The sequence below is a fragment of the Bacillus sp. 1NLA3E genome, from assembly GCF_000242895.2.
In the GTDB taxonomy this organism is placed as follows: domain Bacteria; phylum Bacillota; class Bacilli; order Bacillales; family Cytobacillaceae; genus Bacillus_BU.
This window is the reverse complement of the sequence record NC_021171.1, coordinates 4,324,138-4,349,469: the sequence shown is the minus strand read 5'-3', so window position 1 is coordinate 4,349,469 and position 25,332 is coordinate 4,324,138. Positions and strand designations below refer to the sequence as shown.

Below are 25,332 nucleotides of genomic sequence, written 5' to 3'. Positions count from 1 at the left end.
ATTAATTAATAAATAACAACCTCCTTTTTTCCAATTTTGTAATATTTCTTACAAATACATTAAGAGTATACGAACTTTTCTGACAAATGTCTACAGATTGTCGAGCTTTTTCTTTAATATTTTGACGAAATGTTTAGTTTCAGTAGAATCGTTTTCTATAAGGTACAGTTTTGAAGATTGATTGAATTCCCCCTCTTTTTCCAATGCCAAAATTGTCAGAGCAATCATTCGTTTATCGTTATTAAATAATTTTTTATTTTGGGAATATATATTAATGACCTTTTTATAGTCCTTTAATAAATAGTAAGAAAGGCTTGCGTAATAGTTTACATTTTTTGTTAATAGAAAATTTCTATTGTTATTTGCTCCTGAAAATTGATTGTTATCGACCATGCGGTTCCAATACATAATTTCTTGGTAATCATCCAAAACCAGATTTGCATACTTCCTTTTTACATTACTGTTTTCGACTAACGCAAATTGCAATTTTATTTGCATTCCTTTTTCATATAGCTTTGTATTGTAATGATCTTTTTTTAGTGCTTCATCTATTATTAGAATTGCTTTTTGATTTTCTCCGATCGACTTTGCAATAACAGCTGCATTATACAATACACTTGAATTTTCAGGCTCTAAAGTAACCATTCGAGTGATTAACTCATTTAGTTCGATTTTATAGTTTTTTGTTTTGTCATCTTTTGCTAGTTGTAAATAAATATTACTTAATTTGGTTAGGTAGTTTATATTGGAGGGATGATTAGAAACAGCCTTTTGCAATAACTCTTTTTGCATTGTAATAGATTGGTTTTTTTTTGATTTTTCAAAGTAAGTGGCTGCAATCAAAAACCTTAAGGATAAAACCGAACTAATTATTAATAGGATAGATAAGATACTAACGATGATGGGAACCATTCTTTTCCCAATCATAGTATTTACATTACTTCTTTTAATAGAAGGGTCATGTTTAATATCGATAGCCATGGCAAATAACCAGAACACTAAAAACCAAATCGTTCCGTAGGAAAAGTCAAAGTCAATAAAACTATGAATGAAAATAGTAAATAGGGCAGTAATGCTTCCTGCAACAAGAGAAGAGTCCTGTTTTTTTATGTAAGTTTTTAAAGTTAGATAGAACAAGATAGCAAACACAATGGAAAAAAAGCTAAATCCTATCCATCCTGTATCAATGATCCATTCTAAATATCCATTATAAATTTCATTTGATTGGTAGGGTGATTGTTGATAGCTTTTATATGCTGTTGCCCATCCTTCACCCCCAAAACCGATTATAGGAGAGTCCTTACTCATATTGAGGACATCCTTTAAGGAAATGAAATGTTCTTCAGTCACTGCATTTATGCTTAATCCTTGAATGGTATCTTGTAACTTTGAAGGCAAAGTCTTAAATCCGAGTCCTTCGTTTTTCAAATCAAGTAAAGTAAGGAAACAAAGGCTGGTGATAAAAACTGTCAGGATTAGATATAATCCGATTTTTTCAGAGTATAAGTAGATATTTTCATTATTAAGTTCTTTTTGACGTTTAACTTTCTTTATCAAGACTATTAGGAATGTGGACAGTAATGACATTAAAAGAATTATTAATAAACCAGTTTCTGAGGTCATGGACTTAATGGCAAAAATTGAACAGGCAACACTAATTATAGAATATAGAAGGTATTCTACTTGTTTTTTAAAGGGCAATAGAATAAGTCCTATTAACCAAGAAATAGAGAAAAAGGGCAACATTCCGGTAAAGTTGGATTGAACCATACATACGAAAAAAGGAACGATGGGCGTTGCGTAAAAAAATAATATTTTTAAAGAAATTGACTTCTTTGTAAGAAGAGAAATAGAGAATAGGAAATATAATGTCATTACCATCCCAAAGGTGTTAGGATGCAGAAAAACACCTGCAAAGCGCCCATCAACCATGTAATTAGGAAAACTAAAAAAGTTGTAATAGACAAGTAACATTAAAAGAGAAATTGAAATACCTGTAAACTGAAAAACTACAGGCATGGTTTTTTTATTTTTTTGATCAAAAGAAGACCAATAGAGTAATAGAAAAAATGCACAGTACATGCCCCATTTAATTACATTATCGTAGGCTCCTTGAGGACTTACTGCAAAGGGAAGAGACAATAAATAGGAAAGTGGTAGCAATAATAAAATAGATAGAACTTTTAAGGAGTTTAGCTCTTTTCTAATAACTAGAAAGGATAGAAGTAACATGGATAACACAGCAATTAAAACAAAAAGACTGTATTGATCTGATATGAAATAGAGCCCCTTTTTATAGGGTGATATTATAAATATTGCACTCAATAGTATAAATAGAAACCAGCGCACCGCAAAGTCCTCCCATTTCTTAAAACGCACTAGCCCATTTTACTACAAATTTCAGTCGAAACGGCAAAATATTTATATTATTTAGAAAATTAACCATTTGAGGAAAAGTGGAAAATCCGCCTAGACATGGGTCTAAGCGGATTATTTAGAGATATTAATCTCGTATGAGAAGTGACAAATAGTTACGTCACTAAAAGGAGGCATACCAAAACTAATGTGGTATCCCTCCTTTTAATAAGAACTAATCATTTTACTTTAATTATTTTCTTCAAGCGAAGAAATAGTTTCTTTGATATATTTGATTACATCTTGGCGTTAGTTTTCGTGCTGAAGAGCAAAGTCAATTGTTGTTTTAATATAGCCTATTTTCTCCCCGACATCGTATCTTTTTCCTTCAAAATCATAGGCAAAGACTCTTTTAATTTGGTTTAATTCTTGAATAGCATCAGTTAATTGGATTTCTCCACCAGCACCTGTTTTTTGCTGTTCCAAAAACGTAAAAATTTCTGGGGTCAATATGTATCTACCCATTATCGCCAGGTTTGAAGGAGCTTCCTCTAAACTAGGTTTTTCAACAAAGTTGCGAACTTGATAACGGCGTCCTTCTTGAGAGATAGGATCTATAATTCCATAACGATTTGTTTCTTTTTCTGGCACATGTTGTACGCCAATAATAGAAGATTGGGTGCTGTCAAACTCATTAATCAATTGTCGTAAGCAAGGAGTCTTGCTTTGAACAATATCGTCTCCCAACAAAACAGCAAAAGGTTCATCTCCGATAAAATTCCTAGCACACCAAATCGCATGACCTAATCCTTTAGGCTCTTTTTGACGAATATAGTGAATGTCTGCAAGGTTTGACGAATATCTAACCTCTTCAAGAATATCAAGTTTACCCTTTTCAAGTAAATTTCGTTCAAGTTCAGGAGCAATATCAAAATGGTCTTCAATCGCCCGTTTCCCTTTTCCTGTTACGATAATTATATCCTCTATACCTGAAGCCATTGCTTCCTCAACAATATATTGAATAGTGGGCTTATCAACGATTGGAAGCATTTCTTTTGGCATTGCTTTTGTAGTTGGCAAAAATCTTGTGCCCAAACCAGCAGCAGGTATAATGGCCTTTCTGACTTTTTTCATTATAGGCTCCTCCTGGAAAATATAAGTTTGCTAGAAATACAAGCATACTGTTTCACAATATAATTTAATTAATAGTAACATTTACCTATTTAATTGGTAAAGGGTATAATTTGTGGGGATTGGTAAATGAAACCAATTTTTTATTGAGTAGGCGGTAGAACGGAAACTGAAGAAGTAGTTACCCAAGATATGGCTTCAATCTAGCTAAGTTGTCTATGACCAATAAAATTATGGTACTTCTCTAAATAGTGGTTGTTTAAAGACTTATAGAGTTGCCCTTACTGGATAAATAATATTCCAAATAATTTTTCGAGGTAGCTTCAAATGGAAGAATTCAATCAAGAATTAAGTGCATTTCAAAAGGCCATAAAAATTGTAGATCCATGGTATGTGATTGGCTACGAATTGAATTAAAAGGATCAAATTCTAGAAGTATATTTGGACTTCAAACGTGGTGCTTCACTTTCTTGAACGCATTACGGCATTTAACCTTTGGCAATATACTACCTATCTTCAAGCAAGACATTTGAGGATAAAGTGCGACCTATGTGACAAAATTAGAACAGTCATCGTAGATTGGTCACGCAAATCATCGGGCTTTACCTGGTTTTTCGAGCGGAGGTCATGGAACTCATGAAAGAAATGCCAGTATCCGCCGTAGCCTGGAAAGAATGCGAAAACTACACTCCGTTATGGAGTGTGTGAATTACTATGTTGATCGAGCGATGGACCAAATTGATGAACCAAATGGATTTTTCCATGACCTCAATAAGGTCCATTGATGAAACATCTAGCAGAAGCGGCCATGAATACGTAACCTTATTTGTCTTAATGACACCAAAACGGTGATGTTTGCGACAGAAGGTAAAGGCTCTCTAGTGCTAAAGTCCTTTTCAGGATTCCTTCAGGAGAAGGAAAAATAATCCAGAAAACTTAAGTGAAGTCTGTTGTGACATGTCTCCATCGTTCATAACAGGCGATGAGCCAGGAACTCTAATATGTAACATAAATGTATAAATTATCTTATTTCATTTTTTTATTTGTAATTTAATTTATAATATATAAGGATTTGAACATTTACATTCTGATTCTACAATCGATATTATTCAGCCCAGTAATTTTCCTATTACTAAAAAAGATTTCATATGATATAATATCTCAGGTTGGGTCCATTATTCAGTAAGTTTAGATATTAATATATTTTTATATAAGAGAATTGAAAATCAAAAGTTTAGGTGAATTGTAGCTATTATCCTTGCGACTTTTATTTTTGGATGAATTTAATCATCTTTAAGATTTATGTGATTTTCATGATAAAGTAGATGGGGTTGAAAATATGAGAGCTGCATTTGTTGAACAGAAATCAAATAAGAGTGATAAATATATTAGAATAGAAGAAATGAATGAAAAATTTTCTTATTCTATGATAAAAAGATTAATAGATTTAATCTTTTCACTATTCGGTATTATATTTCTGATGCCTTTGTTTATTATTGTTAGTCTTTTAATAAAGTTGGAGGATCCAAATGGATCTGTTTTCTTTAAACAAATAAGAGTTGGGAAAAATGGTAAAGAATTTTATATATACAAATTTAGAACCATGGTAATCGATGCTGAGAAACAGTTAGAAGATTTATTTAAATATAATGAAGTAAATGGTCTTATGTTTAAAATGAAAGAAGATCCTCGGATAACAAAGATTGGGAAATTTTTAAGAAACACAAGTCTTGATGAATTCCCTCAATTATTCAACGTTTTAAAGGGTGAAATGAGTTTAGTGGGTCCCAGGCCACCTTTACCAAGAGAAGTAAAAGAATATACCAATTATCATAAACAAAGATTGTATGTGCTTCCGGGGTGTACTGGATTATGGCAAGTGACATCTCGGAATAATGTGGGATTTGAAGAAATGGTAATGCTTGATTTAGAATACATAGAAAAACGTTCAATTTTTTTTGATCTCCGAATTATTATTAGCACTTTTAACGTATTACTTATAAATAAAACTGGCTACTAAAAACTATTAAAAAACCGATAGTTAATAAATCCGGGCACTTTTTTGGCTATTTGAAAAAGTGCCCTTATCTATTTACTGTGTCTGATAAATTAATTCAATAAAAATGGAAAGTGGAAAAGGTGCAATATGAGAAATATTTTTATTATTGGAAGTAAAGGTATTCCATCTAAATATGGTGGGTTTGAAACTTTTGTTGATAAATTAACTGAATACAAAAAGTCAGATAATATTAAATATCATGTTTCCTGTTTATCTGAAATCAAAAAGTCAGAATTTGAATACAATGGTGCTCGATGTTTTACCGTTAAAACAGTGATCAACGGTGCTGCAAAAGCTATTGAGTATGATGTAAAGTCACTAAACGAAGTTTTTTACTATATTAGTAAAAACAAAATTGAAAATGCAATTGTTTATATATTAGCTTGTAGAATTGGTCCTTTTATGAAGTTTTTTAAGAGAAAGTTCGAAAAGTTAGGTGTTCCGGTATATGTAAATCCTGATGGTCATGAGTGGAAAAGGGCTAAATGGAATCTGTTGGTACGTAAATATTGGAAGTTGTCCGAAAGACTGATGATTAAAAATACTGATTTGGCTATATGTGATTCTATTGCAATTGAGAGTTATATAAAGGAAGAATATTATAAATATAATCCTAAAACCACGTTTATTGCCTACGGGGCAAATGTTAAAGAACCCATTGGGATAAATAAAAATATATATCAAGAATGGTTAAATAACTGGAATCTTCAAAATAAAGATTACTACTTAATCGTTGGTCGATTTGTACCAGAAAATAACTATGACCTAATTATTAGCGAATTTTTAAGGTCAAATACCACAAAAAAACTGGTGATAGTTACCAATGTGGAAAAGAATAAATTTTTAGAAGAATTAAAGAGAAAAACGCGATTTGAACTTGATAGTAGAATCCTATTTGTTGGAACAATTTATGATGGGGATTTGTTATATCAAGTTCGTAGAAATGCATTTGCATATTTGCATGGCCATGAAGTAGGAGGGACAAATCCATCTTTATTAGAAGCTTTAGCAACAACTTCGTTAAATTTACTTTTGGATGTAAAATTTAATAGGGAAGTTGGTGAGGATGCGGCTTTGTACTTTAATAAGGAACAAAACAGCTTAGCAAGTAGTATCAATAAAGCCGATAGACTAACATATCAAGAAATTGAAGAAAAAAGGAGACTTGCTAGGGAGCGGATAGAAGAAGCCTATTCTTGGGATAATATTATTGAGAGATACGAAAATGTTTTTGAGGGGCATTCAAAATAATGAGAATATTGCACTATACATTAGGTCTTCCACCTTTTAGAAGTGGGGGACTTACTCGATATGCTAGTGATTTGATGGAAGAACAAACTAAACATAATGAAGTTTTTCATTTGTATCCGGGAAAAGTGGACTTTTTTAATAAAAATACAAAAATTATAAAAAAGAAAAAAAGTAATAGTGGGGATAAAATAATCCACTTTGAAATAATTAATTCACTCCCGCTTCCATTGTTTAGAGGGATAAGTCAACCTAGCCATTTTATTATTACTGTCCCTGATAATGTATATAAAGAGTATTTATCTTTGATTAATCCTGATGTAATTCATATTCATTCTTTAATGGGTCTGCATAAAGAATTTATTACCTGCGCTAAAGATTTAGGAATTAGGCTAGTATTTACTTCACACGACTATTTTGGAATTTGCCCCACAATAAACTTATATAAAGATAGAGAAAATGTTAACTGTAATAATTATGATGATGGTAAGGGTTGTCAGGAATGCTGCTTTAATGCAATGAACACTAAATCGCTTTTATTAACTCAGACATCTATATATCCTTTCATAAAAAAAATAAAAAAGTTTATTCCTTCAAAAAAGTTTAGAATAGGAACTGTAAATTCAGATAAAGTTGAAATAGACAAGTTAGATAAGAGTAAATCATATAAGTATGTCTTGTTAAGAGAATATTATTTAACAATGTTAAGAAGAATAGATTATTTTCATTTTAATAGTATTCAAACTGAACAAGTTTATAAGAGTTATTTGCCAGAAGTGAAGGGGAAAGTTTTAAGCATTACACATAGTGGAGTAAGAAAGAATGCTATACAAAAAAAACAGGGATCTAAAATAATAATAGGATATTTAGGTCCAATGAAAGAATATAAAGGGTTTAACCTTTTGATTGATTTATTTAAGCAGTTACCCAAAGATTATTTTGAACTTCACATTTATGGCGATGATAGTATTTTAGAAGTAGATGAAAATGTGTTTTTATACGGCAGATATTCGAATGAAGATTTAGAAAGAATAATCTTATCATTTGATGTTGTAGTTGTTCCGAGTATTTGGCGAGAAACATTTGGATTTGTTACTTTAGAAGCCTTAAGTTTTGGCACACCAGTAATTGTATCAGAAAATGTCGGGAGCAAGGATTTGGTTAAAGGAGAGTTTGGGTGGAAATTTGATCCAAGTTCTCCAATAGAGCTATTAAACATATTAACAAATTTAAATAAAAAAGTATTAAACCAAAAGCATGTAAATATTAATGAGTACTTTATTGTAAATACACTTGAGGAACATTCAAAATTATTGATTCGAAATTTTTATACTGAAAATGAATAGTAAAAATTTGAAGGAGTAAAAGATGATTGACGTAATAATACCTGTTTATAATGGTTATGCAGAAACTAAGCAATGTATAGATTCATTACTAAATTGCGAAAATAGAAAAAAAATTAGATTTATATTTATAAACGATAATAGCCCAAATAAAGAAATTTCTGATTTATTAGAGCGAATTAAGGATAGTCGCGTCATTGTACTAACTAATAAACAAAACCTTGGATTTGTTAAAACAGTTAATATAGGTATGAGGTATTCTAATAATGATGTAATATTATTAAATTCTGACACTGTTGTAACAAATTTTTGGATAGATAAATTATTCTTGGCTTCTCAATCACATAAAAAGGTTGGAACTGTTACTTGTCTAACCAATAATGGTACTATTGCTTCTGTTCCGAATTTTAATCAAGATAATGAAATTCCAAAAGGGTATACCATAGAACAGTTTTCACAACTTGTTGAACAGATTTCAAAAAAATTGTATCCAACTATACCAACTGCAGTAGGTCATGCTATGTTTATTAAAAGAGATGCACTTAATGCAGTAGGTTTTTTTGATGAAGAAACATTTGGAATGGGATACGGGGAGGAAAATGATTTCTCCTGCCGACTTATAAAAAAAGGTTTTAAAAATATTCTGGCTGATGATACATTTATTTATCATTATGGGAGCACTTCATTTAAAAAAGAAAAAGCTGTTTTATTAGCTAAAAACAAGAAAAAATTAATAAAAAAACATTTGTGGTACCCAATAAATGTTAAATTATTTTTATTTTTTGATAAGAAAGTAAAAGGTATTTGCAAGAATATTCAGAACGAAATAAATGTGGGACAAAATCTTTAATGGAGTAGAAAAATGAAAAATTTGACGAATATAGATAAGTTCTTTGTGGTTTCGATTCTAATTGGTGTGTTCTTTTTAAGATATATTAAACTGATGTTCGTATTATGGTATATACCAGAATTAATTGTATTATGTTACGTTATTGTTCAAACTTTAAAAAAAGAAATAAAAGTCAGTAGATGGTTAAAAATATGGTTAGGGATTACCATATGTTATCTATTTTTAATAGTAGCTCTGAATATATATAAATTTGGTGTAGGCATTGTATTTATTGAAAATATATTAATGATTTTTATGCCTGCAATAATTTTAATTTATTTGGCATATTTAACAAGCTCATATTCTTTTGATGATTTGTTTGATACAGGAAAAAAAATATTAGTATTTTTAAATTTTTATTTCTGGCTGAATGTACCAATAATAATTCTTCAGTTTGTAACCGGTACCTTTATGATAAAAAGATTTTTGTCATGGGGAAAGTATGACTTTGATCATATGACAGGACTAATTGGACCCTTTGGCACCGGTATTTTGAATGTTTTTTGGTGTTCATTATTAATTGGTAATTTATTCATATTTCTAATTACAAAAAAAAGACATTGGCTATTCTCATTTCTAATTCAAATACCAACAATGATTGTCTTGTCATATTTCAATGAAAATAAATCTTTTATTCCAACAGCTCTTCTTTTTGTAACTGTTTTTTTTACTTATTCATTTTTAGTCAAAAATTTCACTTTTAAATCTTTGTTGAAGCTCACATCAATTATATTAATAGGAATTTTATTTTGTTTTGCAGTCTATTTTTCAGTTGATATCATAAAAACTCAAATAGATAAATTGTTTGTGCTGGCTAATCAATTAATTTATGGAATTCCTGATACAAATAACGAGCGTGCTTATCTGAATTATTTGGCATTTCAGAAGTTTGATGCTATTCATTTAGGTGAAGGGATTAACAGTGTGGATTTTAATAATCAAAAAATACACCCCAACCTTGGGATAAATAGTATGTCTCTTATATTAATTCATGGAGGAATATGGTATTTTATAGCTGTTGTTAATTTCTATTCAACTTTAGCTGTCATAGTTATAAAAAAGGGATTTGATTTAAATACTGTTGTTATTTATGTTGTATTTATCGTAATTTTTGGGTTCCTTTCTATAATCACTCAGCCATTTAGAGATCATTATATTATTTCAATGATTTCTTTGCTTGCTTTATATGTAACGTTATTTTACAGATATAAAAACGAAAATTCGGGTTTTTTATCCAACTAAAATAATTAGTTTTAATGATAGTATGGCTATATTAAGGATATTCCATACCTGGAAAAATGAAAGGAGTGACCAGAGTATTGCCAAAAGTCTCCATTATTATTCCAACATATAACTCAGAAAGTACAATAGAAAGAGCAGTCATTTCATGTTTGCATCAAACATTTAAGGACATAGAGGTGATTGTAATTGATGATGGATCAATGGATAGTACTCGACACATAATTAAAAAAATTAAAGATAATCGATTAAGGTACTATTATTTTGAAAATAGTGGCCGATCCAAAGCAAGAAATAGGGGCATAGAAAACGCACGGGGTAAATATATACAATTTTTAGATTCGGACGATACCTTGGACATATTGAAAATAGAAACTGCTATGGGGATTTTAAATTCTGATGAGAAAATAGATGCAATACAATGTGGAACACGATATTGGAAAGAAAATAAATTAGTCGTTGAGAGTAAAGCATCTTATAGGAAAAACAAGGGAAAACTCCTGCTAAGACAAAATATATTTCCTATTCATTCTGTGATTTTCAAAAAGGAACTAGCTTCTAGCTTTCCCGAAAACCTTTCTTATTGTGAAGATTGGTTTTTTTGGGTAAAAACATTATGGAAAGCAAACATATTTTTTCAACCAGAATATTTTGGAGCTAACGTTTTTATTCATCATGAAAATACCATGACTAACTACCGAGAAATGATATTAGGGGAAATCTATATTTTACTACGAATAAAAAAAGAAATTGCATGTAAGTCACTATTAAGGGATATCAAAATCATTAAACAATTTATATATTATTTGATTAACTATAACAAAAAAGACTTACATGAGATAGGAGAGTCAACTTTCACTAGATACAAACTATTGAAAATTATTTATTATTTTACAGATATACCAATTATTAGAGCTGTGTTAAAACAAGTTTTTGTGATAAAAAATAAGATGATTAAAAAAGAGAACCTTTATTAAGATGATTTACTTCAACGGAGGACGTAAATATTGAGAGTAGCTGTAGATGCGTATTTTAATAATAACCTTGGGGACGATCTTTTCCTAGAGATATTGTTGAAGCGATATAAGGGTGTACAATTTGATTTTATGATAACTGATTCAAATTCTTGTTTAGCTTTTAGGAATAATCCACAGGTTAATTTTATAAGTAGAAAAAAAATGCTTTGTAATATTTTAAAATATGATGCTTATATCTTGATCGGGGGTTCGTTGTTTCAAGAACCAGAAGATTGGAGAAACCATTGGAGAATATTTAATCTAACTGTATCCCTATTTAAAATTTTGGGGAAATCCTCATTTGTGCTAGGGTGTAATTTTGGCCCCTTTGATTCTGAAGAATATAAAAATTGTTACACAAAGACGTTCAAGAAATTGACTCACATGACTGTTAGAGATAATTATTCCTTTGAAATATTATCGAATAAAGGGATTAATCTATCTGTACATCCTGATATTGTTTTGAGCAAATATATTGATTTACCGATTAAAAAAAATCCAGGAATAGTTGGAATCTCCATTATTGATTGGCCTAAAAATTCTGAGGTAGAAGAATATATTGTGTTTATTTCAGAACTTGTAGTTTCTTTAATTAGGAAAAATAGGGATATTAGACTATTTGCCTTTCAAAATACTGAGGAAATTAGTGATCTACGTGTCATAAATAGGATTTTAGACAAACTAGATGCTTCCATAAAAAGCAATATTAGTACCGTGTCATATAATGGTGATCTTAAAATTTTCCTTGAGAAATACGCTGAATGTTATTCAATGGTAACAACCAGATTCCATTCGCTAATACTTTCGTTAAAGTATCTACAAAATATATTTCCTATTATCTATAGTAAGAAAACATTACAAACTTTAGACTATTTAAAATTAAATATTGATTTTATCGAGTTAGAAAACTTATCAATGACTAATAAGGAAGAATTTGTGGCTTCTTTACTGAGTTGTAAAGATAATTATGAAAAGGCTAAAATAAATAATCTAATACAATATTCACAGCATCACTTTTCAGTTTTGGATAAAGTATTAAGAAAATGAGTGAACATTTATGAAGTTTATTAAATCACTTTCATTATTAATGGTGGTTACTATTCTCACGCAATTATTTATGATGTATAGAAGTATGCTAATGGCTAAGTTCTATGGGGTAAATGAGGTAATGGACGCATATAACATTGCTAATATATTAACTATCAGTAGTGTTAGTATTATATCCGCAGCAATTACAACTGTTTTAATCCCATTATTAGTAAAGAAAAGTTACTTGGCTGAAGAGGTAGAGTCAATAAACACATATGTAAGTGTCTTAGGAAGTATCAGTATATTCATGGTTGTTTTACTTATCCTTTTTGGCCAACCTATTATAAAAATATTCACCTTAAATCATACTGAATCAATGCAGATTTTAACCTTTAATTTAACAATTATTTTGTCAGTTTCTCAAATATTTAAAGTGATGACTGGTATATCTACAGCTTTTTTTCAAACAAAATCTGATTTTATAAATCCAAAGATTGCAAATTTATTGGCAGTCGTTATTAGTATTTGTTATTTCTATTTTAATTCTGATCCAAATATATATGGAATTACAATTGCATTAGGTTTATCTTTTTTTATTGAAATTATTTATTTATTATTTAAACAAAGGAAATTGGATTTCAAATTTAAGCTAACATTTAAATTTCATAATTCAACTTTTAGACTGTTAATGAAAAATACTGGACCAATAATACTGAGTTCAGCTGCATTTCAATTATCTGTTGTGTTTTCTAATTTTATTGCAAGTTATTTTGGAAAAGGCTATGTCTCAATAGTTGGATATTCCAATCAAATTGTAAATATTATTCATAGTTTGATCATATTAAATATTATTATGATGCTATACCCTATGATCGCAAAAAAATTCGAAGAAAACTTAATCGAAGCAAAAAAATCTTTAATCCAGTATATTAACATTACAAATCTTTTTGTAATTCCAATTGTATTTGGTTTTTTAGCATTAGGTGACATGATTGTTGAAGTTTTATTTCAACGGGGAAGTTTTACGTCCCAAAATACTTATCAAGTGTATTTAATTAGTGGAATATTGTTTCTTGCGTTTCCATTTAATACGATGCGTGATTATATTTATAGATGTTTTTATTCAATTAAAGACACAAAGACCCCCTCAAGAAACTCAATTTTAATTGTGCTCCTTACCATTTTACTGATTGCAGTTTTGGCACCTTTTATTCAAATTTTTTCAATAGCCATTGCACCAGTTCTAGCTTCAGTTATCTCATTGTTGCTTTCTTATAAGAAGTTAATAACAAAAATAGGTAAATTAGATAATGATAGAGAAATATTGAAAAATAACCTTTTGTTTATGATTAATTCTGTAATAATGAGTTTAATGTTATTAATTATTAAACATTTTTTAGAGCCATTTAAAATTTTCACCATACTGGAGTTAATATTATTAGTGGTTTTAGGTGGAATATTTTATTTATTGCTAGTTTATCTAACACAAAAGAGATTTTTAATTGGAATAATTAGACATCAAAGTAAAAATCGGTAAATTTCACTTACCAAATTTAAATGTGTTTTATTACTATTGTTTACGATGTTTGTCAAGATAGTTGTAGTGTTTTATTATTTGAATTCTTCAATCAAAAACACTACCGTACTATCGTCTCTTGCCCTTACAATAAATAGATGAATCTAACGCTACATCCATTTATTGAAGGGTTAAATATAGCCCCCATTTAACATCGTTTGCATATAAACAACCTCCGAAAAAAATATTTTAAGTGTAATACCACATAGAAACGCATTAACTCAGAATTGGTCGCATAAACTGACATGAAAAGGTGTTAGCGTCTTATGCGCTCTGTGTGCATCATAGAAAACTACTTGCTATCACCTTTTTCCCCCTAGGTAAAAACGAAACCTCCGAAGGTGTTTACAGCTTGAGGGATCCACCTTACTTATCCCTTTGTATCAACCTCTTAAAATACTTCAAAAACTGCCCGTTATTTATCGCAAATTCTAATGACGACTTTTCAAATCGATCAGTTAAGCTAAATGACACCGGATGGACTTTTCTATTATCCATAATAAACTTTTTCTAATTCATGAAACAATCCAGCATTGCCGTCCTCTGGTTGAAATATCTCATTGAATTTACTTCACGGACTAAAGGCTTGATGACTTGAATATCCTAAAGTATTTCGCTAACATAGGCTGAATCAGATTCGCAATCCCTCTGCAAATCCTCACACAATCACCTTTTTCCCCACCTTCTACTGAAGGTTGTGATAATAGCTTCAGATAATCAGTCCACTTTATAATCATTGGGCATGAAGCCTAAGAATTTCACGATATTTAATTAAAAAAAACCTCTTATAAAATGAGTTTGCACAATTGTGAGCAAATTCATTATATAGAAGATGGCTCTCTCAATGTCAGGTGTGGCTCAAAGCCGTGTCATAAGTGGCTCAAAAATTTGGCGCAAGTGGTATTTTTCTATGTCTTTATTCATGTAGGCAGTTTTATACTGTTAAGTATGACGTCTTCTAGATTTATTTGGTGAATTAGCTCTCGCTAGAGGAGAAGGGATTTTTCAAAAGGTTATGAAGACCTATAGGAAAGTAAATCTTCTAATACTTGATGAATGGCTTCTAACATCTTTAACAGGAAGTGAAGCTCGTGATTTATTAGAGTTTGTGGAAGCCCGTCACCAAGTGGCCTCTACCATATTCTGTTCTCAATTTGATACTCAAGGAGGGTATGGAAAGATTGGAGAGGAAACCTTAGCAGACGCTATCTTGGATCGCGTCATTCACGACTCATACACCATTCAAATTGATGGAGAAATGTCGATGAGAGAAAGAAACGGGCTAAAATATTAATCTTAGGACTGATCCATTACCGTAAGGCAGTGGCTCTTTCGGTGTCACTACTGTCCCCCATCTCTGAAATGAGTGCCCTCAAATATGGCATGACTGTCCATTTTCAATGGCAATATTCACCTTAAAACAGCTTAGGAAGCAGATGCGTTCCAAGCCCTATCAGTGAGAAGGGTTTTGTTATATCTATTTTTAAATTGAACATATAATATAAGTTAATTGAGTGATAAAATAGCAAAAGAGGGAATTCCTACATAGAAAGGCAGGTGAGGCGTCTTGAATAAAAGGCTTCTGTATATGGATATATTAAAAATCGTTGCAAGTTTCTCTGTAGTATTAATACATACATCGGATTTGATATCTAATTATGATTATTTTGAAACACAGCAATGGTGGGCTGCTGATTTTTTAAATTCAATTAGCCGTTGGTGTGTTCCGGTCTTTTTTATGTTAAGTGGAGCAACATTATTAAACTATAAATCTCGGTATACTACCGCTTCATTTTATAAGAAACGGTTATTAAAAGTATTGATCCCTTTTATAGTTTGGTCTTTTATTTATATAATTTATCGGATAAATATTGGCAACTTAGTTATTTTCGATCTAAAACAATTAATTCTGATTACCATTAGTGGACCATCTATGTTCCATATGTGGTTTTTTTATCCATTAATCGGTTTTTACTTTATTACCCCAGTATTAGCTGTGATAGTCACTAATTCAAACAAAAGGATTATTTTCTTCTTTGTATCGGTTTGTATTGTTCAAAATATTGTATACCCATTAATCAATAAGTTTTTTGGGTTTCAAATTGGTTTTAATATACCGCTTGCTACAAAATATGTGGATTACTTTTTACTTGGATATTTACTAAAAAATCTTGATTTGAGTAAAACCTATAAATCAATCATCTATATTTTGGGGATTATAGGAGTAATGATATCTTTTATAAGTACTTACATATTAACGTTAAAAATGCAAAAACTGGATTCCTTCTTTATGGAATATGAATCTATATCAGTATTAATGTCTAGTATATCTATATTTCTATTGTTTAAATCTATCCCTTGGGAAAGACTGATCAAACACCATGGCTGCCAATTATTAGTGAATAAGCTTTCTGCAGCAAGTTTTGGTATATATTTAGTCCATATTATGGTTATGAAAAACTTCGAACTGTTAACCGGTTGGGGTAATGATTCACGGTCTTTCATGGTTTTTGGTGCGGTTATCATATATTTCATAAGTTTATTTATTATTTTAATTTTAAAGAAAATCCCATTCCTTAACAAAATAGTTCCATAAATTAAATATAGCCCCTATCTAATGATAGTATATTCCTTATGCAGAACTTCATAGTGATTTTTTTGTAAACCTCGATGGAAATCCAGCTTATGAAAAATATCGAGAATTATCAATTTATTCTTTAAATACTAAGTTAGGATAATCACCTAGTCATTAACAGTGCGGATAATATCCTTTATCTTAAATTTATTGGTTCTCCTACCGTTAGAATGGTTCTTTTATTCCTTTATGAGTGCTCATTTTGTCCGAGAAAGTGGTTCTTTTTAAACGAAATGCTAATTAATACAGTACATTCTGCAGGAGATAAGCCGAAAGCCGAAAATATAAAATTAGCAAGCGAGAATTTCACAATATAATGGAGTATTCTTGTTACAATCGCATTTATGTAACTGTTAATCTATAATTAACAGTTTTCGTTTGATAGAATTGAACACTTTTTCCCAAATAATCGATCAGCTGAGCTATGATAAATTTACATAATTGTTTAGCTGGGGGATATGAAAGGTGGAAAAATTACTATTGTTTGTGGAAATACATCATTTGAAAAACAAGGGTTTAGCAAAGCAGCTATAGCAAGAAAGTTAGAGATCTCAAGAAATACCTTTTAAGTATTTGGAGATGACACTGGAGGATGCTTCGGATTGGATTTTATCGTTAAGGAGTAGGACAAAGAAGTTGGATCAATATCAGGCCAAATATTAAGTTGGCTCAAGGAGCATCCAGATTTTCTTCTGCTCAAGTGGAGGACTGGATCAAAGAACGATATCCTTCATTTAATATTGGAGGAAGTACAGTTCGCTCCTATGTAAGTGAAATGAGAGATATCTATCATATCCCCAAGGTTGTTCGTGTTCGTCAACATGAGGCCGTGGAGGAATTACCAATGACAACAGATCCAAGTGGATTGGGGAGAAATCACTGTTAAAAATTCAGAAAAAAGAGATGTCAAATTGTATTTTATAACCTTTGTCTGTAAAACGAGCACAATATTGACCCGAGGCCAGCCCTGGGATAGTAATGCAATTGCTTCTACTGCTGTTTCTGTAAAGATGAGCATCTTTGCTCCTACTAGCTTCATGTGATGATCAATATAATTAGAAACTTCCTCTCTAGTTAAAGGCTGAATCTCATATTTCATAATCATTCTCTGAGAAAGTGGACGATGATGATTTAATGCTAATCGTGTCTTTAAATGTGGTAAGCCTGCTAAAACTAGGATAAAAGGATTCGTTGAATCCATTTGAAAATTAAATAAAATGGCGATATCCAGCACATGCATATTGAAGCGTTTCAGACGATAGATCTTGCCATTATCTGCATAAATAATTGTTGGTTTACCTTTTCGAATTAATGCTTCTTTCGTGACTACTCTCAATCCATCAAACTTCTCTAACGAGAAAAATTGCGCGTATTTTGATAAGTGACCCCATGACCTTCGTAAGAAGGGTGATTTGCCAAAATCAAGGATCATTTTCATATATTTTGTGGCCTCTTTTTTATATCCCCCGCCATTCCACTGGCCTTCCCTAAGCTGATAAAGAAGCTATGAGCCCAATTAATACTCCTAAGGTATCGTTTAAGATGATATCTCAATAACTGAGACTGCCGTTCACATTTTTCTTCTGAAGGATTTGGTTCACTCGCTCTAAAATCGTATGGATAGTATGTTGAAAATAAGGGATTAGGAAGTCCGGAAGGATAGAAAAATTTACCCCACATTGTAAACATCTCATACGACAAATAGGGATTCGTAAGGTTGCCTCCTCTGTTACACCATACCGCCAGTAATAGCCATTACGGTGAAGATTTCCATGTGCAAGTCATTTGCAGTTTGGACATGCCTCAGACAAAGAAAATTCATTCTCCTTCCCTCTTGCCTCATATTTTATTAAGCCAATACCAAAATAATAAGAAATGATCATAAAAAAACTTCCCCTTCTAATATGCAAAAAAGTTAGCACATTATCTCAGAGAAGTATAGAAACAATTCTGGAGGAATTTGAAAAATTCAACGGTATTTGAGAGGGAATAAAGTGACTATATTAAAAGGAAAATCCACTTTTTCATTCCTATAAATTCAAATGTTCCTTAAATATCAGTTGGATTCTACTTTTCTCTTCACTAGGGACATTGAAGTAATAAATTCCATCTATTTTCCCGCCTTGCCCCTTTAATTGTTCTTGTTCCATATTTTTGCTCGCTGCTTTGTATTTGCTTTGAATCGTGACCATTTGGTCAAAGGTTAAACTGGTTTTTACGTTTGTACCTAATGCATTGAAAATATTACCATAATTAGTAAGTGATTTTAGGCTGGCGCCCTCATTAATAACAGCTTGAATGATTTGACGTTGTCTAGCTTGTCTTCCAAAATCGCCTCTTGGGTCGTCGTATCTCATACGAGAGTATTTTAACGCTTTCTCTCCATTAAGATTCAATTCTCCTTTGGTGAAATGCACTCCCTCGTAAGTGAAGTCTAGATCATTTTGAACTGTGACTCCTCCAACTGCATCCACAATATCTTTAAAACCTTCCATATTAATTTGAATATAATGGTCAATAGGGATATCAAGGAATTTTTCGACTGTAGCAATTGACATTTCTACTCCACCAAATGCATAAGCGTGATTGATTTTATCGACTGTACCCTTGCCAACAATCTCTGTTCTAGTATCACGGGGAATACTTAACATTTTAACAGAGTTTTTTTGTGGGTTAACAGTTAAGACTATAATAGAATCAGAACGGCCCCTGTCATTTTTTCTTTGGTCTACCCCAAGAAGCAGAACTGAAAATGGTTGAGCATCTTTTAACGACAAATCATCAGTGCGTTTTTCTGATTTTTCCCTTTTTAATGGCTGATGCATAGTATCTACTGCATTAGATAGTGAATGATAAACAGAATATGCATACGCCCCAACAGCAAGAAATATGAGAACAAAGGTGGTAATTAATATTTTTCCCCACTTTTTTTTCTTCTTGTTTGCTTTTTTCTCCGAACGTAAATTCATTATGAAGCCTCCTAATAGATTTAAAAAAAGAGCTGATTTAATAATAACAACAATTAAAGTTGTTTCCGACAAAAAATTGCAGTACGATATAATAATATAACAAAATACTTCCAAAAACGAGGTTTATTATGAAAGAATTCATACTTTTTCTTGCGAATATTGTAAACTATTGCCATGATTTAATAATGGGTTTGGCTGAGAATGCTGGTTTAGACCTTACTGATAAAGATTTACACCTTTGGGTTTTTGGGGTTATTGGGATCATTTCCTTTTTCGTCGTCCATATGGTTTTTAAGACCTTAGCAAATTATAGCATTACTGCGATTTCATTTATATATACATTTACTATTATGCTAGTTTTAGTTTTTGCAATTGAAATTCAGCAAAAGATTACTGGTCGGGGGAAAATGGAATTTGATGATGCAGTTATTGGTCTTTGGGGTTTTATACTATTTTTTGCTGCATTTCTCCTTATTAAAGGACTAATTTTGTTGATCAAACGAATGTTTAAAAAAGATTAAATATGTTTACACAACCTAGTTATTGAATATAACTAGGTCTCTTTGTGCGCTTGGCAGGGCTTCGCTCTAATGGGTGAAAGTCCCTAACATACCGTTGTGGCGGAAATGTATAGCTGACAGGTAGTGCGAGTATCGTGAGATTTTGTGCGGAGGACTTGAAGGCAAAGTTGGAACAGGTGGCTGTAGTAAGATGGGATAACCTTTCAAAGGATGGGGACGTCCAATACCACTCTGCATATTATTAGTTATGAGGATTGCTTCAAGTGAAAGGCGAAGAACGTGACCCAAGGAGATCTCATCTTCTCCCCCGTAGGTGGTAAATCTTTTTCAAAGCTGAGATAGACAAGAATTTGAATACGGAGGGTGAGAAGTCAGAGCAGGGGATAGTAGTGAATAAACTTGTCAGAAATGCCACAAAGACAAGCGCCTTACCAAGGAGTTGGTAAGGCAGACATTGACCCAAAAGGCAGTGAACTGGTGCGAGGCCCGTCTGTCCATGGAAGAAAAGCAATACGAACTTATTTATTCGTCATGTACTAAACAGAAGTCAACGAGGCAGGAAGCCAGAGAGTTGAGACCGAAAGAAAGTAGGTTGTTTAGGACGTAGTACTAATAAAGGTATTAGTAATTGAATCAACTATACTTCTGATATCTTATTGGGAAAGGAAACGGATACATGAATGAATCAATAGGAAAACGAAGCTTACGTGTATTCAGAGATTCTAAAAAGAAACGCAAGTGGAACAGACTAATTGATAAAATCTGGAACTATCAGAACTTGGAACAGGCATTCTATGATGTAAAGAAGGATCGTGGTGCTCATGGTGTGGATAAAATAAGATAAAAGATTTTGAAAAAGAATTGGAACACAACTTAAGAGTGCTCCAAAAGTGGTTACCTACAAAGACATACCGTGCAAAACCAGTTAGATGAGTCTTTATCCCGAAAGGTTAATGGTGCAAAACGTCCGGTAGGTATTCCGACAGTAGGAGACCGCATTATCCAAGCCGCAACAAAACGAATTCTTGAACCGATTTTTGAACAGAAGTTCATTGTAGTTATGGATTCCGTCCAATTCGTAGTGCTCACATAGCAATTAGGAAAATCCGGAAGGATTTGAGAGATGGGTACACGTATGTAATAGACGCAGATATAAAGACGTACTTTGATTTCATCCCACATGATAAGTTCCTAGAATTAATCAAGGAGGAAGTTGTAGATAGTAGTGTATTAGCACTAATTTTACAATTCCTTAAATCGGGAATTCTTGAAAACGGTATTTACCATCAAAATGATAAAGGGAGTCCACAAGAAGATCTATATTCCATCCACTTCAGCAATTGGATGGATTGGAGCGGCATATATCGGAGGAATGGGGAAATAAATGAGAAAAGAGGGTGTCCCAAAGTTCTGCTTTGGGACACCCTCTTTCTTCTAGAAACTCTTAATCTACTCTTGCAGTTTGAGAGGAAGGACTAATCTCAAGCTGTATTTTTAACTCGTTTTGAATTCTTTCTTTTTCCTCATCAGGCACAAGAATATAATAAATGGAATCAATCTTTGTTCCTTTACCAGTTAAGGGTTCCATTTGTTCAATAATAACTGCAGCTGTCATAAAGAGGGGATAAAGTGTTTTACAATTATTGCTAATAAAATCTTGTTTATGATGGTGCTATAATTGCTTTCCGCCCATTCTTGAAGAAATATTACCCTTTCCCAATAAATATTTTACTAAGTAGCAAAGGTAATAATTATTTGAAAAATAATTATTACAAAAAAATAAAAACAGCCTAAACTAGAAATCTAAACTGTTTATTATATTCACTAATTTGCTTGTGCTGTTTTAGAAATAGAATTAATCTCAAGTTGTCTTTTCAACTCGTCTTGTATCCTTTCCTTTTCTTCATCCGGTACAAGAATATAAAAAACAGAGTCAATTTTTGTCCCTTGACCAGTAAGGGGGTCCATTTGCTCAATGTTACTTGTAGCAGTTCGGTAATTTTTTTGTATATCCATCATTTCATCAAAAGTTAGATTTGTTTTTATGTTCCCACTAAGTGCATCAAAAATATCATTATATTTGGATAAAGACGATATACTTATACCACTATCAATTACAGCTTGAATAATTTCTCTTTGTCTGATTTGGCGTCCGTAATCTCCTCTAGGGTCTTGATATCTCATTCTAGAAAACTTTAAGGCTTTATCTCCATTAAGCTGTAATTCACCCATAGGAAAACGGGTCCCTTCAAAAGCAAAAGCATAATCGTTATTTACAGTTACACCACCTACGGCATCCACAATATCCTTAAAGCCATCCATGTTAATTTCGACATAATAATCAATAGGGATGTCCAAGAAATTTTCAACTGTTGCCATTGCCATGTCAACACCACCGAAGGCATAGGCATGATTAATTTTATCCAATTTACCTTTACCAATAATTTGGGTTCGCGTATCCCTTGGTATACTTAACATTTTTACAGATTTATTATTAGGATTAACTGTCATAACAATAATTGTATCCGAGCGTCCTTTGTCTCCCTCACGTTCGTCAACCCCAAGTAATAAAACCGAGAATGGTTCTTTTTTTGATAAGGTTACATCCTCTACTCGTTTATCTGACTTTTTCCTATCAGTAGTTTGATGCATTGAATCAATAGCACTATTAAAGGATTTATAAACTTTAAGACCGTATATACCGGCACCAATTAACATTAACAATAGAATGATTCCCACTATACGTAGCCATCTTCTTTTTTGTTTTTTCTTTTTGGCTCGCAATTTTAAATTACCTCCATAAAATAACAAATTTCGCAATCTTTAATAGAATATCAAAAATTGAGGTAAAAATATATGGTTATTATTTGGAAATAGACATTTCTGTAGTATATTTGGTGAAAACTCGAAAATTGGTAACAAATTGTTTAATAATATTGTTAGGTATCTTAATTGGGAAGAATATAATAAAGTTTAAAGTCAATATATATAAGATATTAATCACTAACAATAAGGAAAAAGGGAGATAAAATATTGTGTATTTACATTTCATATGAAATAATTTTTAATGAAAAGTCTTTTTGACTAACAATATGGATCAAATATTTCGAAACACTAACATTTATTTACAGAAAAAGGGGGATTAACCATTGAAAAGAGTAAAAAAAGCGATTATCCCAGCGGCTGGTCTTGGAACAAGGTTTTTACCTGCTACAAAAGCGATGCCAAAAGAAATGCTTCCAATTGTAGATAAACCAACAATTCAATATATCGTCGAAGAAGCAATTGAGTCTGGAATAGAAGATATTATTATTGTTACAGGAAAAGGGAAGCGAGCAATAGAGGATCATTTTGATAATGCATTTGAATTAGAACAAAACTTATTTGATAAAGAAAAATTTGATCTATTAGAAAAGGTTCAAGCAACTTCAAAAATGGTGGATATCCACTATATCAGACAGAAAGAGCCGAAAGGTCTCGGACATGCAGTTTGGTGTGCTCGGAAATTTATTGGGAGTGAACCTTTTGCTGTTTTATTGGGGGACGACATTGTTCGTTCAGAAACACCATGTTTGAAACAACTAATAAATGAATTTAATAGAACTCACTCCTCAGTTATTGGAGTAAAAAGAGTTCCTGAAGATCAGACAAACCGTTACGGTATAATAGATCCAATAGATCAACAAGGACGTTCTTTTCAAGTGAAAAATTTCGTTGAGAAACCTCGAATAGGGTCAGCTCCGTCTAACTTAGCTATTATAGGAAGATATATTTTCACACCTGAGATTTTTAAGTTTTTAGAAAGGCAAGAAATTGGTGCAGGGGGAGAAATACAGTTAACAGATGCGATCCAAGAATTAAACCAAATTCAACGGGTATTTGCTTATGAATTCGAAGGTAAAAGATATGATGTTGGAGAGAAACTAGGTTTTATCGAAACCACCATTCAATTTGCACTTGAAAGAGAAGATCTAAGAGGAGATTTATTGAGATTTATGGAAAAAACACTGAGCGAGAACAAGTAAGTTTTATTATAGGAAACTGAAATTTTAATATATCCCTCATAATCAAAGTATCCACGATTTAACAAAAACATGGCTTCTTGATCATCCACAAGGATTTCAGGTTAGCCATGTTTTTTGCTGCTGCAATTCCAGCGGAAAAATTATAGGATTTCCAAATTAATTTTATTACTATGTTCCAGGTGTGTCCTTATTGCCTATTACAATAAAAGATTTTATTAAATAATATATTAAAAATTGTATTTAAAATTAATGAGACAAACCAGCAACTAATAAAAATAAGAAGGCTGAAACAAACAAATTTTAATATTATAAAATTTGTTTGAGTTGAAATAACATCTTCTATTATCCCTAATTTCGACCATAATATTTCTCTAACAACAGGATGCTCATGAATTAGATAAATTCCAAAAACATAGACCGAAGTAAAATTAATTATTCTTGACTTAATTTTAATTTGTTTAAAATAAAGAAAAAGACAATATGACATTAAAAGAGTGATTGGCGAATTATAATTATACAATTGACCAAGACTATCATTAAATTTATATATTATTATTGCATTAAAAAGGGCTAAAAATATAAATAGTATTAGGTATACATTTTTGCCGAAATCAAACATTATAAAATTATATTTTCGAATATATGCTGCGAGTAAATATAGAAACAAAAAATAAATCAGTCCATATCCAGAAGCTACTCCAATATTTGCAATCGGGTATATGAACTGCCAAACAGTGGTAATTAGAACTAGTATTAACAATAGGTTAAAATGCTCTTTCTTATTTAGATGATCAATTAATCTATTTAAATATGGGGATAATATATACATGATAAAATATAAAGATACAAACCAATATTGTTCGAAAAAAACAGCAAATAAAGATTTTATGAAACTAACAAAAGTAAAATCCGTGTATCCTAGCAGGATACATAATATATAAATTATTGTAGAAAAGAAACTTGTCATCAAAAAAAGATTTATTAATTTTTTTAATTTAAACTGAGATTTATATAAAAAGTACCCACTTACTAGCACGTATAAGTTAACAGCGATGATGGATAATGATCTTATAAAGTAATATATGAACTCATTAATTCCGGTTAAAAATGTTGGTATATTCACATATCTTGAAAATCCGTGAGTACCAAAATGTAAGATAACAACCATTAGCATTGAAATAATTCTTAATAATTCAAAGTTCGATTCACGAATCCTATTTTCTTTATTTGTCATAATAAATCTCCAATCAATGGAATAAAAACAGTTCGACATTATTTTTCAATAATATTATTCTAT

Annotated in this window: 21 protein-coding genes and 2 pseudogenes; 14 read left to right on the top strand and 9 right to left on the bottom strand. The window is 31.4% G+C overall.

Going from position 1 to position 25,332, the window contains the following annotated elements; genetic code table 11:
* Positions 1 to 90: 90 nt before the first annotated feature.
* Both B1NLA3E_RS20845 and galU (B1NLA3E_RS20840) read right to left on the bottom strand, forming a co-directional pair.
* Positions 91 to 2,379 carry an O-antigen ligase family protein gene (locus B1NLA3E_RS20845; protein WP_015595800.1) on the bottom strand — a complete coding sequence of 763 codons (2,289 nt, stop codon included), beginning with the start codon at positions 2,377 to 2,379 and terminating at the stop codon, positions 91 to 93.
* Between the two features lie 285 nt (positions 2,380 to 2,664).
* Complete coding sequence (gene galU / locus B1NLA3E_RS20840; RefSeq protein WP_015595799.1) at positions 2,665 to 3,489, bottom strand: UTP--glucose-1-phosphate uridylyltransferase GalU; 825 nt, start codon at positions 3,487 to 3,489, stop codon at positions 2,665 to 2,667.
* A gap of 1,336 nt (positions 3,490 to 4,825) precedes the next feature.
* Between galU (B1NLA3E_RS20840) and B1NLA3E_RS20835 the strand changes: the two genes are divergently transcribed.
* From B1NLA3E_RS20835 to B1NLA3E_RS20790, 10 genes and pseudogenes are all read left to right on the top strand, one after another.
* A complete protein-coding gene (locus B1NLA3E_RS20835) occupies positions 4,826 to 5,506 on the top strand; it encodes a sugar transferase (RefSeq protein WP_015595798.1) in 681 nt (226 codons plus the stop codon).
* Between the two features lie 126 nt (positions 5,507 to 5,632).
* Positions 5,633 to 6,796 carry a beta 1-4 rhamnosyltransferase Cps2T gene (gene cps2T / locus B1NLA3E_RS20830; RefSeq protein ID WP_015595797.1) on the top strand — a complete coding sequence of 388 codons (1,164 nt, stop codon included), beginning with the start codon at positions 5,633 to 5,635 and terminating at the stop codon, positions 6,794 to 6,796.
* Positions 6,796 to 8,139, top strand: coding sequence for a glycosyltransferase (locus B1NLA3E_RS20825; RefSeq protein WP_015595796.1), 1,344 nt, complete (start codon positions 6,796 to 6,798; stop codon positions 8,137 to 8,139). The genes cps2T and B1NLA3E_RS20825 overlap by 1 nt, the downstream gene beginning before the upstream one ends.
* Positions 8,140 to 8,161: 22 nt before the next feature.
* On the top strand, positions 8,162 to 8,986 hold the full coding sequence (locus B1NLA3E_RS20820; RefSeq protein WP_015595795.1) for a glycosyltransferase family 2 protein: 825 nt from the start codon (positions 8,162 to 8,164) through the stop codon (positions 8,984 to 8,986).
* A 12-nt stretch (positions 8,987 to 8,998) separates the two neighbouring features.
* A complete protein-coding gene (locus tag B1NLA3E_RS20815; RefSeq protein WP_015595794.1) occupies positions 8,999 to 10,267 on the top strand; it encodes a hypothetical protein in 1,269 nt (422 codons plus the stop codon).
* 77 nt (positions 10,268 to 10,344) lie between these two features.
* Positions 10,345 to 11,241: a glycosyltransferase family 2 protein gene (locus B1NLA3E_RS20810; protein WP_051120175.1), complete on the top strand. Its 897-nt coding sequence runs from the start codon at positions 10,345 to 10,347 to the stop codon at positions 11,239 to 11,241.
* A gap of 30 nt (positions 11,242 to 11,271) precedes the next feature.
* On the top strand, positions 11,272 to 12,327 hold the full coding sequence (locus B1NLA3E_RS20805; protein WP_015595792.1) for a polysaccharide pyruvyl transferase family protein: 1,056 nt from the start codon (positions 11,272 to 11,274) through the stop codon (positions 12,325 to 12,327).
* 10 nt (positions 12,328 to 12,337) lie between these two features.
* The gene (gene murJ, locus B1NLA3E_RS20800) at positions 12,338 to 13,846 is read left to right on the top strand and encodes a murein biosynthesis integral membrane protein MurJ (protein WP_015595791.1); all 1,509 of its coding nucleotides are present in this window, start codon (positions 12,338 to 12,340) and stop codon (positions 13,844 to 13,846) included.
* Positions 13,847 to 14,805: 959 nt separating this feature from the next.
* Positions 14,806 to 15,179, top strand: a pseudogene (locus tag B1NLA3E_RS20795) (ATP-binding protein); the annotation flags it as partial.
* A gap of 294 nt (positions 15,180 to 15,473) precedes the next feature.
* Entirely contained in the window at positions 15,474 to 16,481 is a 1,008-nt protein-coding gene (locus tag B1NLA3E_RS20790; protein WP_144061522.1) for an acyltransferase, read from the top strand.
* Positions 16,482 to 17,358: 877 nt separating this feature from the next.
* Here the strand turns inward: B1NLA3E_RS20790 and B1NLA3E_RS25445 are convergent.
* The 4 genes and pseudogenes from B1NLA3E_RS25445 to tagU (B1NLA3E_RS20775) form a co-directional block, all read right to left on the bottom strand.
* Positions 17,359 to 17,760 carry a hypothetical protein gene (locus B1NLA3E_RS25445; protein WP_187292122.1) on the bottom strand — a complete coding sequence of 134 codons (402 nt, stop codon included), beginning with the start codon at positions 17,758 to 17,760 and terminating at the stop codon, positions 17,359 to 17,361.
* Positions 17,750 to 17,880: pseudogene (locus B1NLA3E_RS25015) on the bottom strand (IS481 family transposase); the annotation flags it as partial. The pseudogene B1NLA3E_RS25015 and the gene B1NLA3E_RS25445, both read right to left, overlap by 11 nt.
* 190 nt (positions 17,881 to 18,070) lie before the next feature.
* Positions 18,071 to 18,214: a hypothetical protein gene (locus tag B1NLA3E_RS26100; RefSeq protein ID WP_442852647.1), complete on the bottom strand. Its 144-nt coding sequence runs from the start codon at positions 18,212 to 18,214 to the stop codon at positions 18,071 to 18,073.
* Positions 18,215 to 18,550: 336 nt separating this feature from the next.
* Complete coding sequence (gene tagU / locus B1NLA3E_RS20775; protein ID WP_015595787.1) at positions 18,551 to 19,489, bottom strand: polyisoprenyl-teichoic acid--peptidoglycan teichoic acid transferase TagU; 939 nt, start codon at positions 19,487 to 19,489, stop codon at positions 18,551 to 18,553.
* Between the two features lie 128 nt (positions 19,490 to 19,617).
* Here tagU (B1NLA3E_RS20775) and B1NLA3E_RS20770 point away from each other — a divergent pair, with 128 nt between their 5' ends.
* From B1NLA3E_RS20770 to B1NLA3E_RS23400, 3 genes are all read left to right on the top strand, one after another.
* Entirely contained in the window at positions 19,618 to 20,010 is a 393-nt protein-coding gene (locus B1NLA3E_RS20770) for a hypothetical protein (protein ID WP_015595786.1), read from the top strand.
* Positions 20,011 to 20,686: 676 nt separating this feature from the next.
* Positions 20,687 to 20,854, top strand: coding sequence for a hypothetical protein (locus B1NLA3E_RS25440; RefSeq protein WP_187292121.1), 168 nt, complete (start codon positions 20,687 to 20,689; stop codon positions 20,852 to 20,854).
* Between the two features lie 69 nt (positions 20,855 to 20,923).
* A complete protein-coding gene (locus B1NLA3E_RS23400; protein ID WP_051120174.1) occupies positions 20,924 to 21,103 on the top strand; it encodes a hypothetical protein in 180 nt (59 codons plus the stop codon).
* 351 nt (positions 21,104 to 21,454) lie between these two features.
* Here B1NLA3E_RS23400 and B1NLA3E_RS25010 read toward each other — a convergent pair whose 3' ends face one another.
* Positions 21,455 to 21,625 carry a hypothetical protein gene (locus B1NLA3E_RS25010; protein ID WP_187292120.1) on the bottom strand — a complete coding sequence of 57 codons (171 nt, stop codon included), beginning with the start codon at positions 21,623 to 21,625 and terminating at the stop codon, positions 21,455 to 21,457.
* A 209-nt stretch (positions 21,626 to 21,834) separates the two neighbouring features.
* A complete protein-coding gene (tagU, locus tag B1NLA3E_RS20760) occupies positions 21,835 to 22,794 on the bottom strand; it encodes a polyisoprenyl-teichoic acid--peptidoglycan teichoic acid transferase TagU (protein WP_015595785.1) in 960 nt (319 codons plus the stop codon).
* A 365-nt stretch (positions 22,795 to 23,159) separates the two neighbouring features.
* On the opposite strand from tagU (B1NLA3E_RS20760), the gene galU (B1NLA3E_RS20755) reads away from it, so the two are divergent.
* Positions 23,160 to 24,035 (top strand): UTP--glucose-1-phosphate uridylyltransferase GalU, encoded by an 876-nt coding sequence (gene galU, locus B1NLA3E_RS20755; RefSeq protein ID WP_015595784.1) that lies wholly within the window; start codon positions 23,160 to 23,162, stop codon positions 24,033 to 24,035.
* Positions 24,036 to 24,222: 187 nt separating this feature from the next.
* On the opposite strand, the gene B1NLA3E_RS26095 is transcribed toward galU (B1NLA3E_RS20755), so the two are convergent.
* Complete coding sequence (locus tag B1NLA3E_RS26095) at positions 24,223 to 25,269, bottom strand: acyltransferase (RefSeq protein WP_015595783.1); 1,047 nt, start codon at positions 25,267 to 25,269, stop codon at positions 24,223 to 24,225.
* Between the last annotated feature and the right edge of the window lie 63 nt (positions 25,270 to 25,332).

Coding starts and splice junctions, on each gene's coding strand:
- galU (WP_015595799.1), bottom strand. CDS start 3,489: ATGAAAAAAGTCAGAAAGGCCATTATACCTGCTGCTGGTTTGGGCACA.
- B1NLA3E_RS20835 (WP_015595798.1), top strand. CDS start 4,826: ATGAGAGCTGCATTTGTTGAACAGAAATCAAATAAGAGTGATAAATAT.
- cps2T (WP_015595797.1), top strand. CDS start 5,633: ATGAGAAATATTTTTATTATTGGAAGTAAAGGTATTCCATCTAAATAT.
- B1NLA3E_RS20825 (WP_015595796.1), top strand. CDS start 6,796: ATGAGAATATTGCACTATACATTAGGTCTTCCACCTTTTAGAAGTGGG.
- B1NLA3E_RS20820 (WP_015595795.1), top strand. CDS start 8,162: ATGATTGACGTAATAATACCTGTTTATAATGGTTATGCAGAAACTAAG.
- B1NLA3E_RS20815 (WP_015595794.1), top strand. CDS start 8,999: ATGAAAAATTTGACGAATATAGATAAGTTCTTTGTGGTTTCGATTCTA.
- murJ (WP_015595791.1), top strand. CDS start 12,338: ATGAAGTTTATTAAATCACTTTCATTATTAATGGTGGTTACTATTCTC.
- B1NLA3E_RS20790 (WP_144061522.1), top strand. CDS start 15,474: ATGGATATATTAAAAATCGTTGCAAGTTTCTCTGTAGTATTAATACAT.
- B1NLA3E_RS25445 (WP_187292122.1), bottom strand. CDS start 17,760: ATGCATGTGCTGGATATCGCCATTTTATTTAATTTTCAAATGGATTCA.
- B1NLA3E_RS26100 (WP_442852647.1), bottom strand. CDS start 18,214: ATGAGATGTTTACAATGTGGGGTAAATTTTTCTATCCTTCCGGACTTC.
- tagU (WP_015595787.1), bottom strand. CDS start 19,489: ATGAATTTACGTTCGGAGAAAAAAGCAAACAAGAAGAAAAAAAAGTGG.
- B1NLA3E_RS20770 (WP_015595786.1), top strand. CDS start 19,618: ATGAAAGAATTCATACTTTTTCTTGCGAATATTGTAAACTATTGCCAT.
- B1NLA3E_RS25440 (WP_187292121.1), top strand. CDS start 20,687: ATGAATGAATCAATAGGAAAACGAAGCTTACGTGTATTCAGAGATTCT.
- B1NLA3E_RS25010 (WP_187292120.1), bottom strand. CDS start 21,625: ATGACAGCTGCAGTTATTATTGAACAAATGGAACCCTTAACTGGTAAA.
- B1NLA3E_RS26095 (WP_015595783.1), bottom strand. CDS start 25,269: ATGACAAATAAAGAAAATAGGATTCGTGAATCGAACTTTGAATTATTA.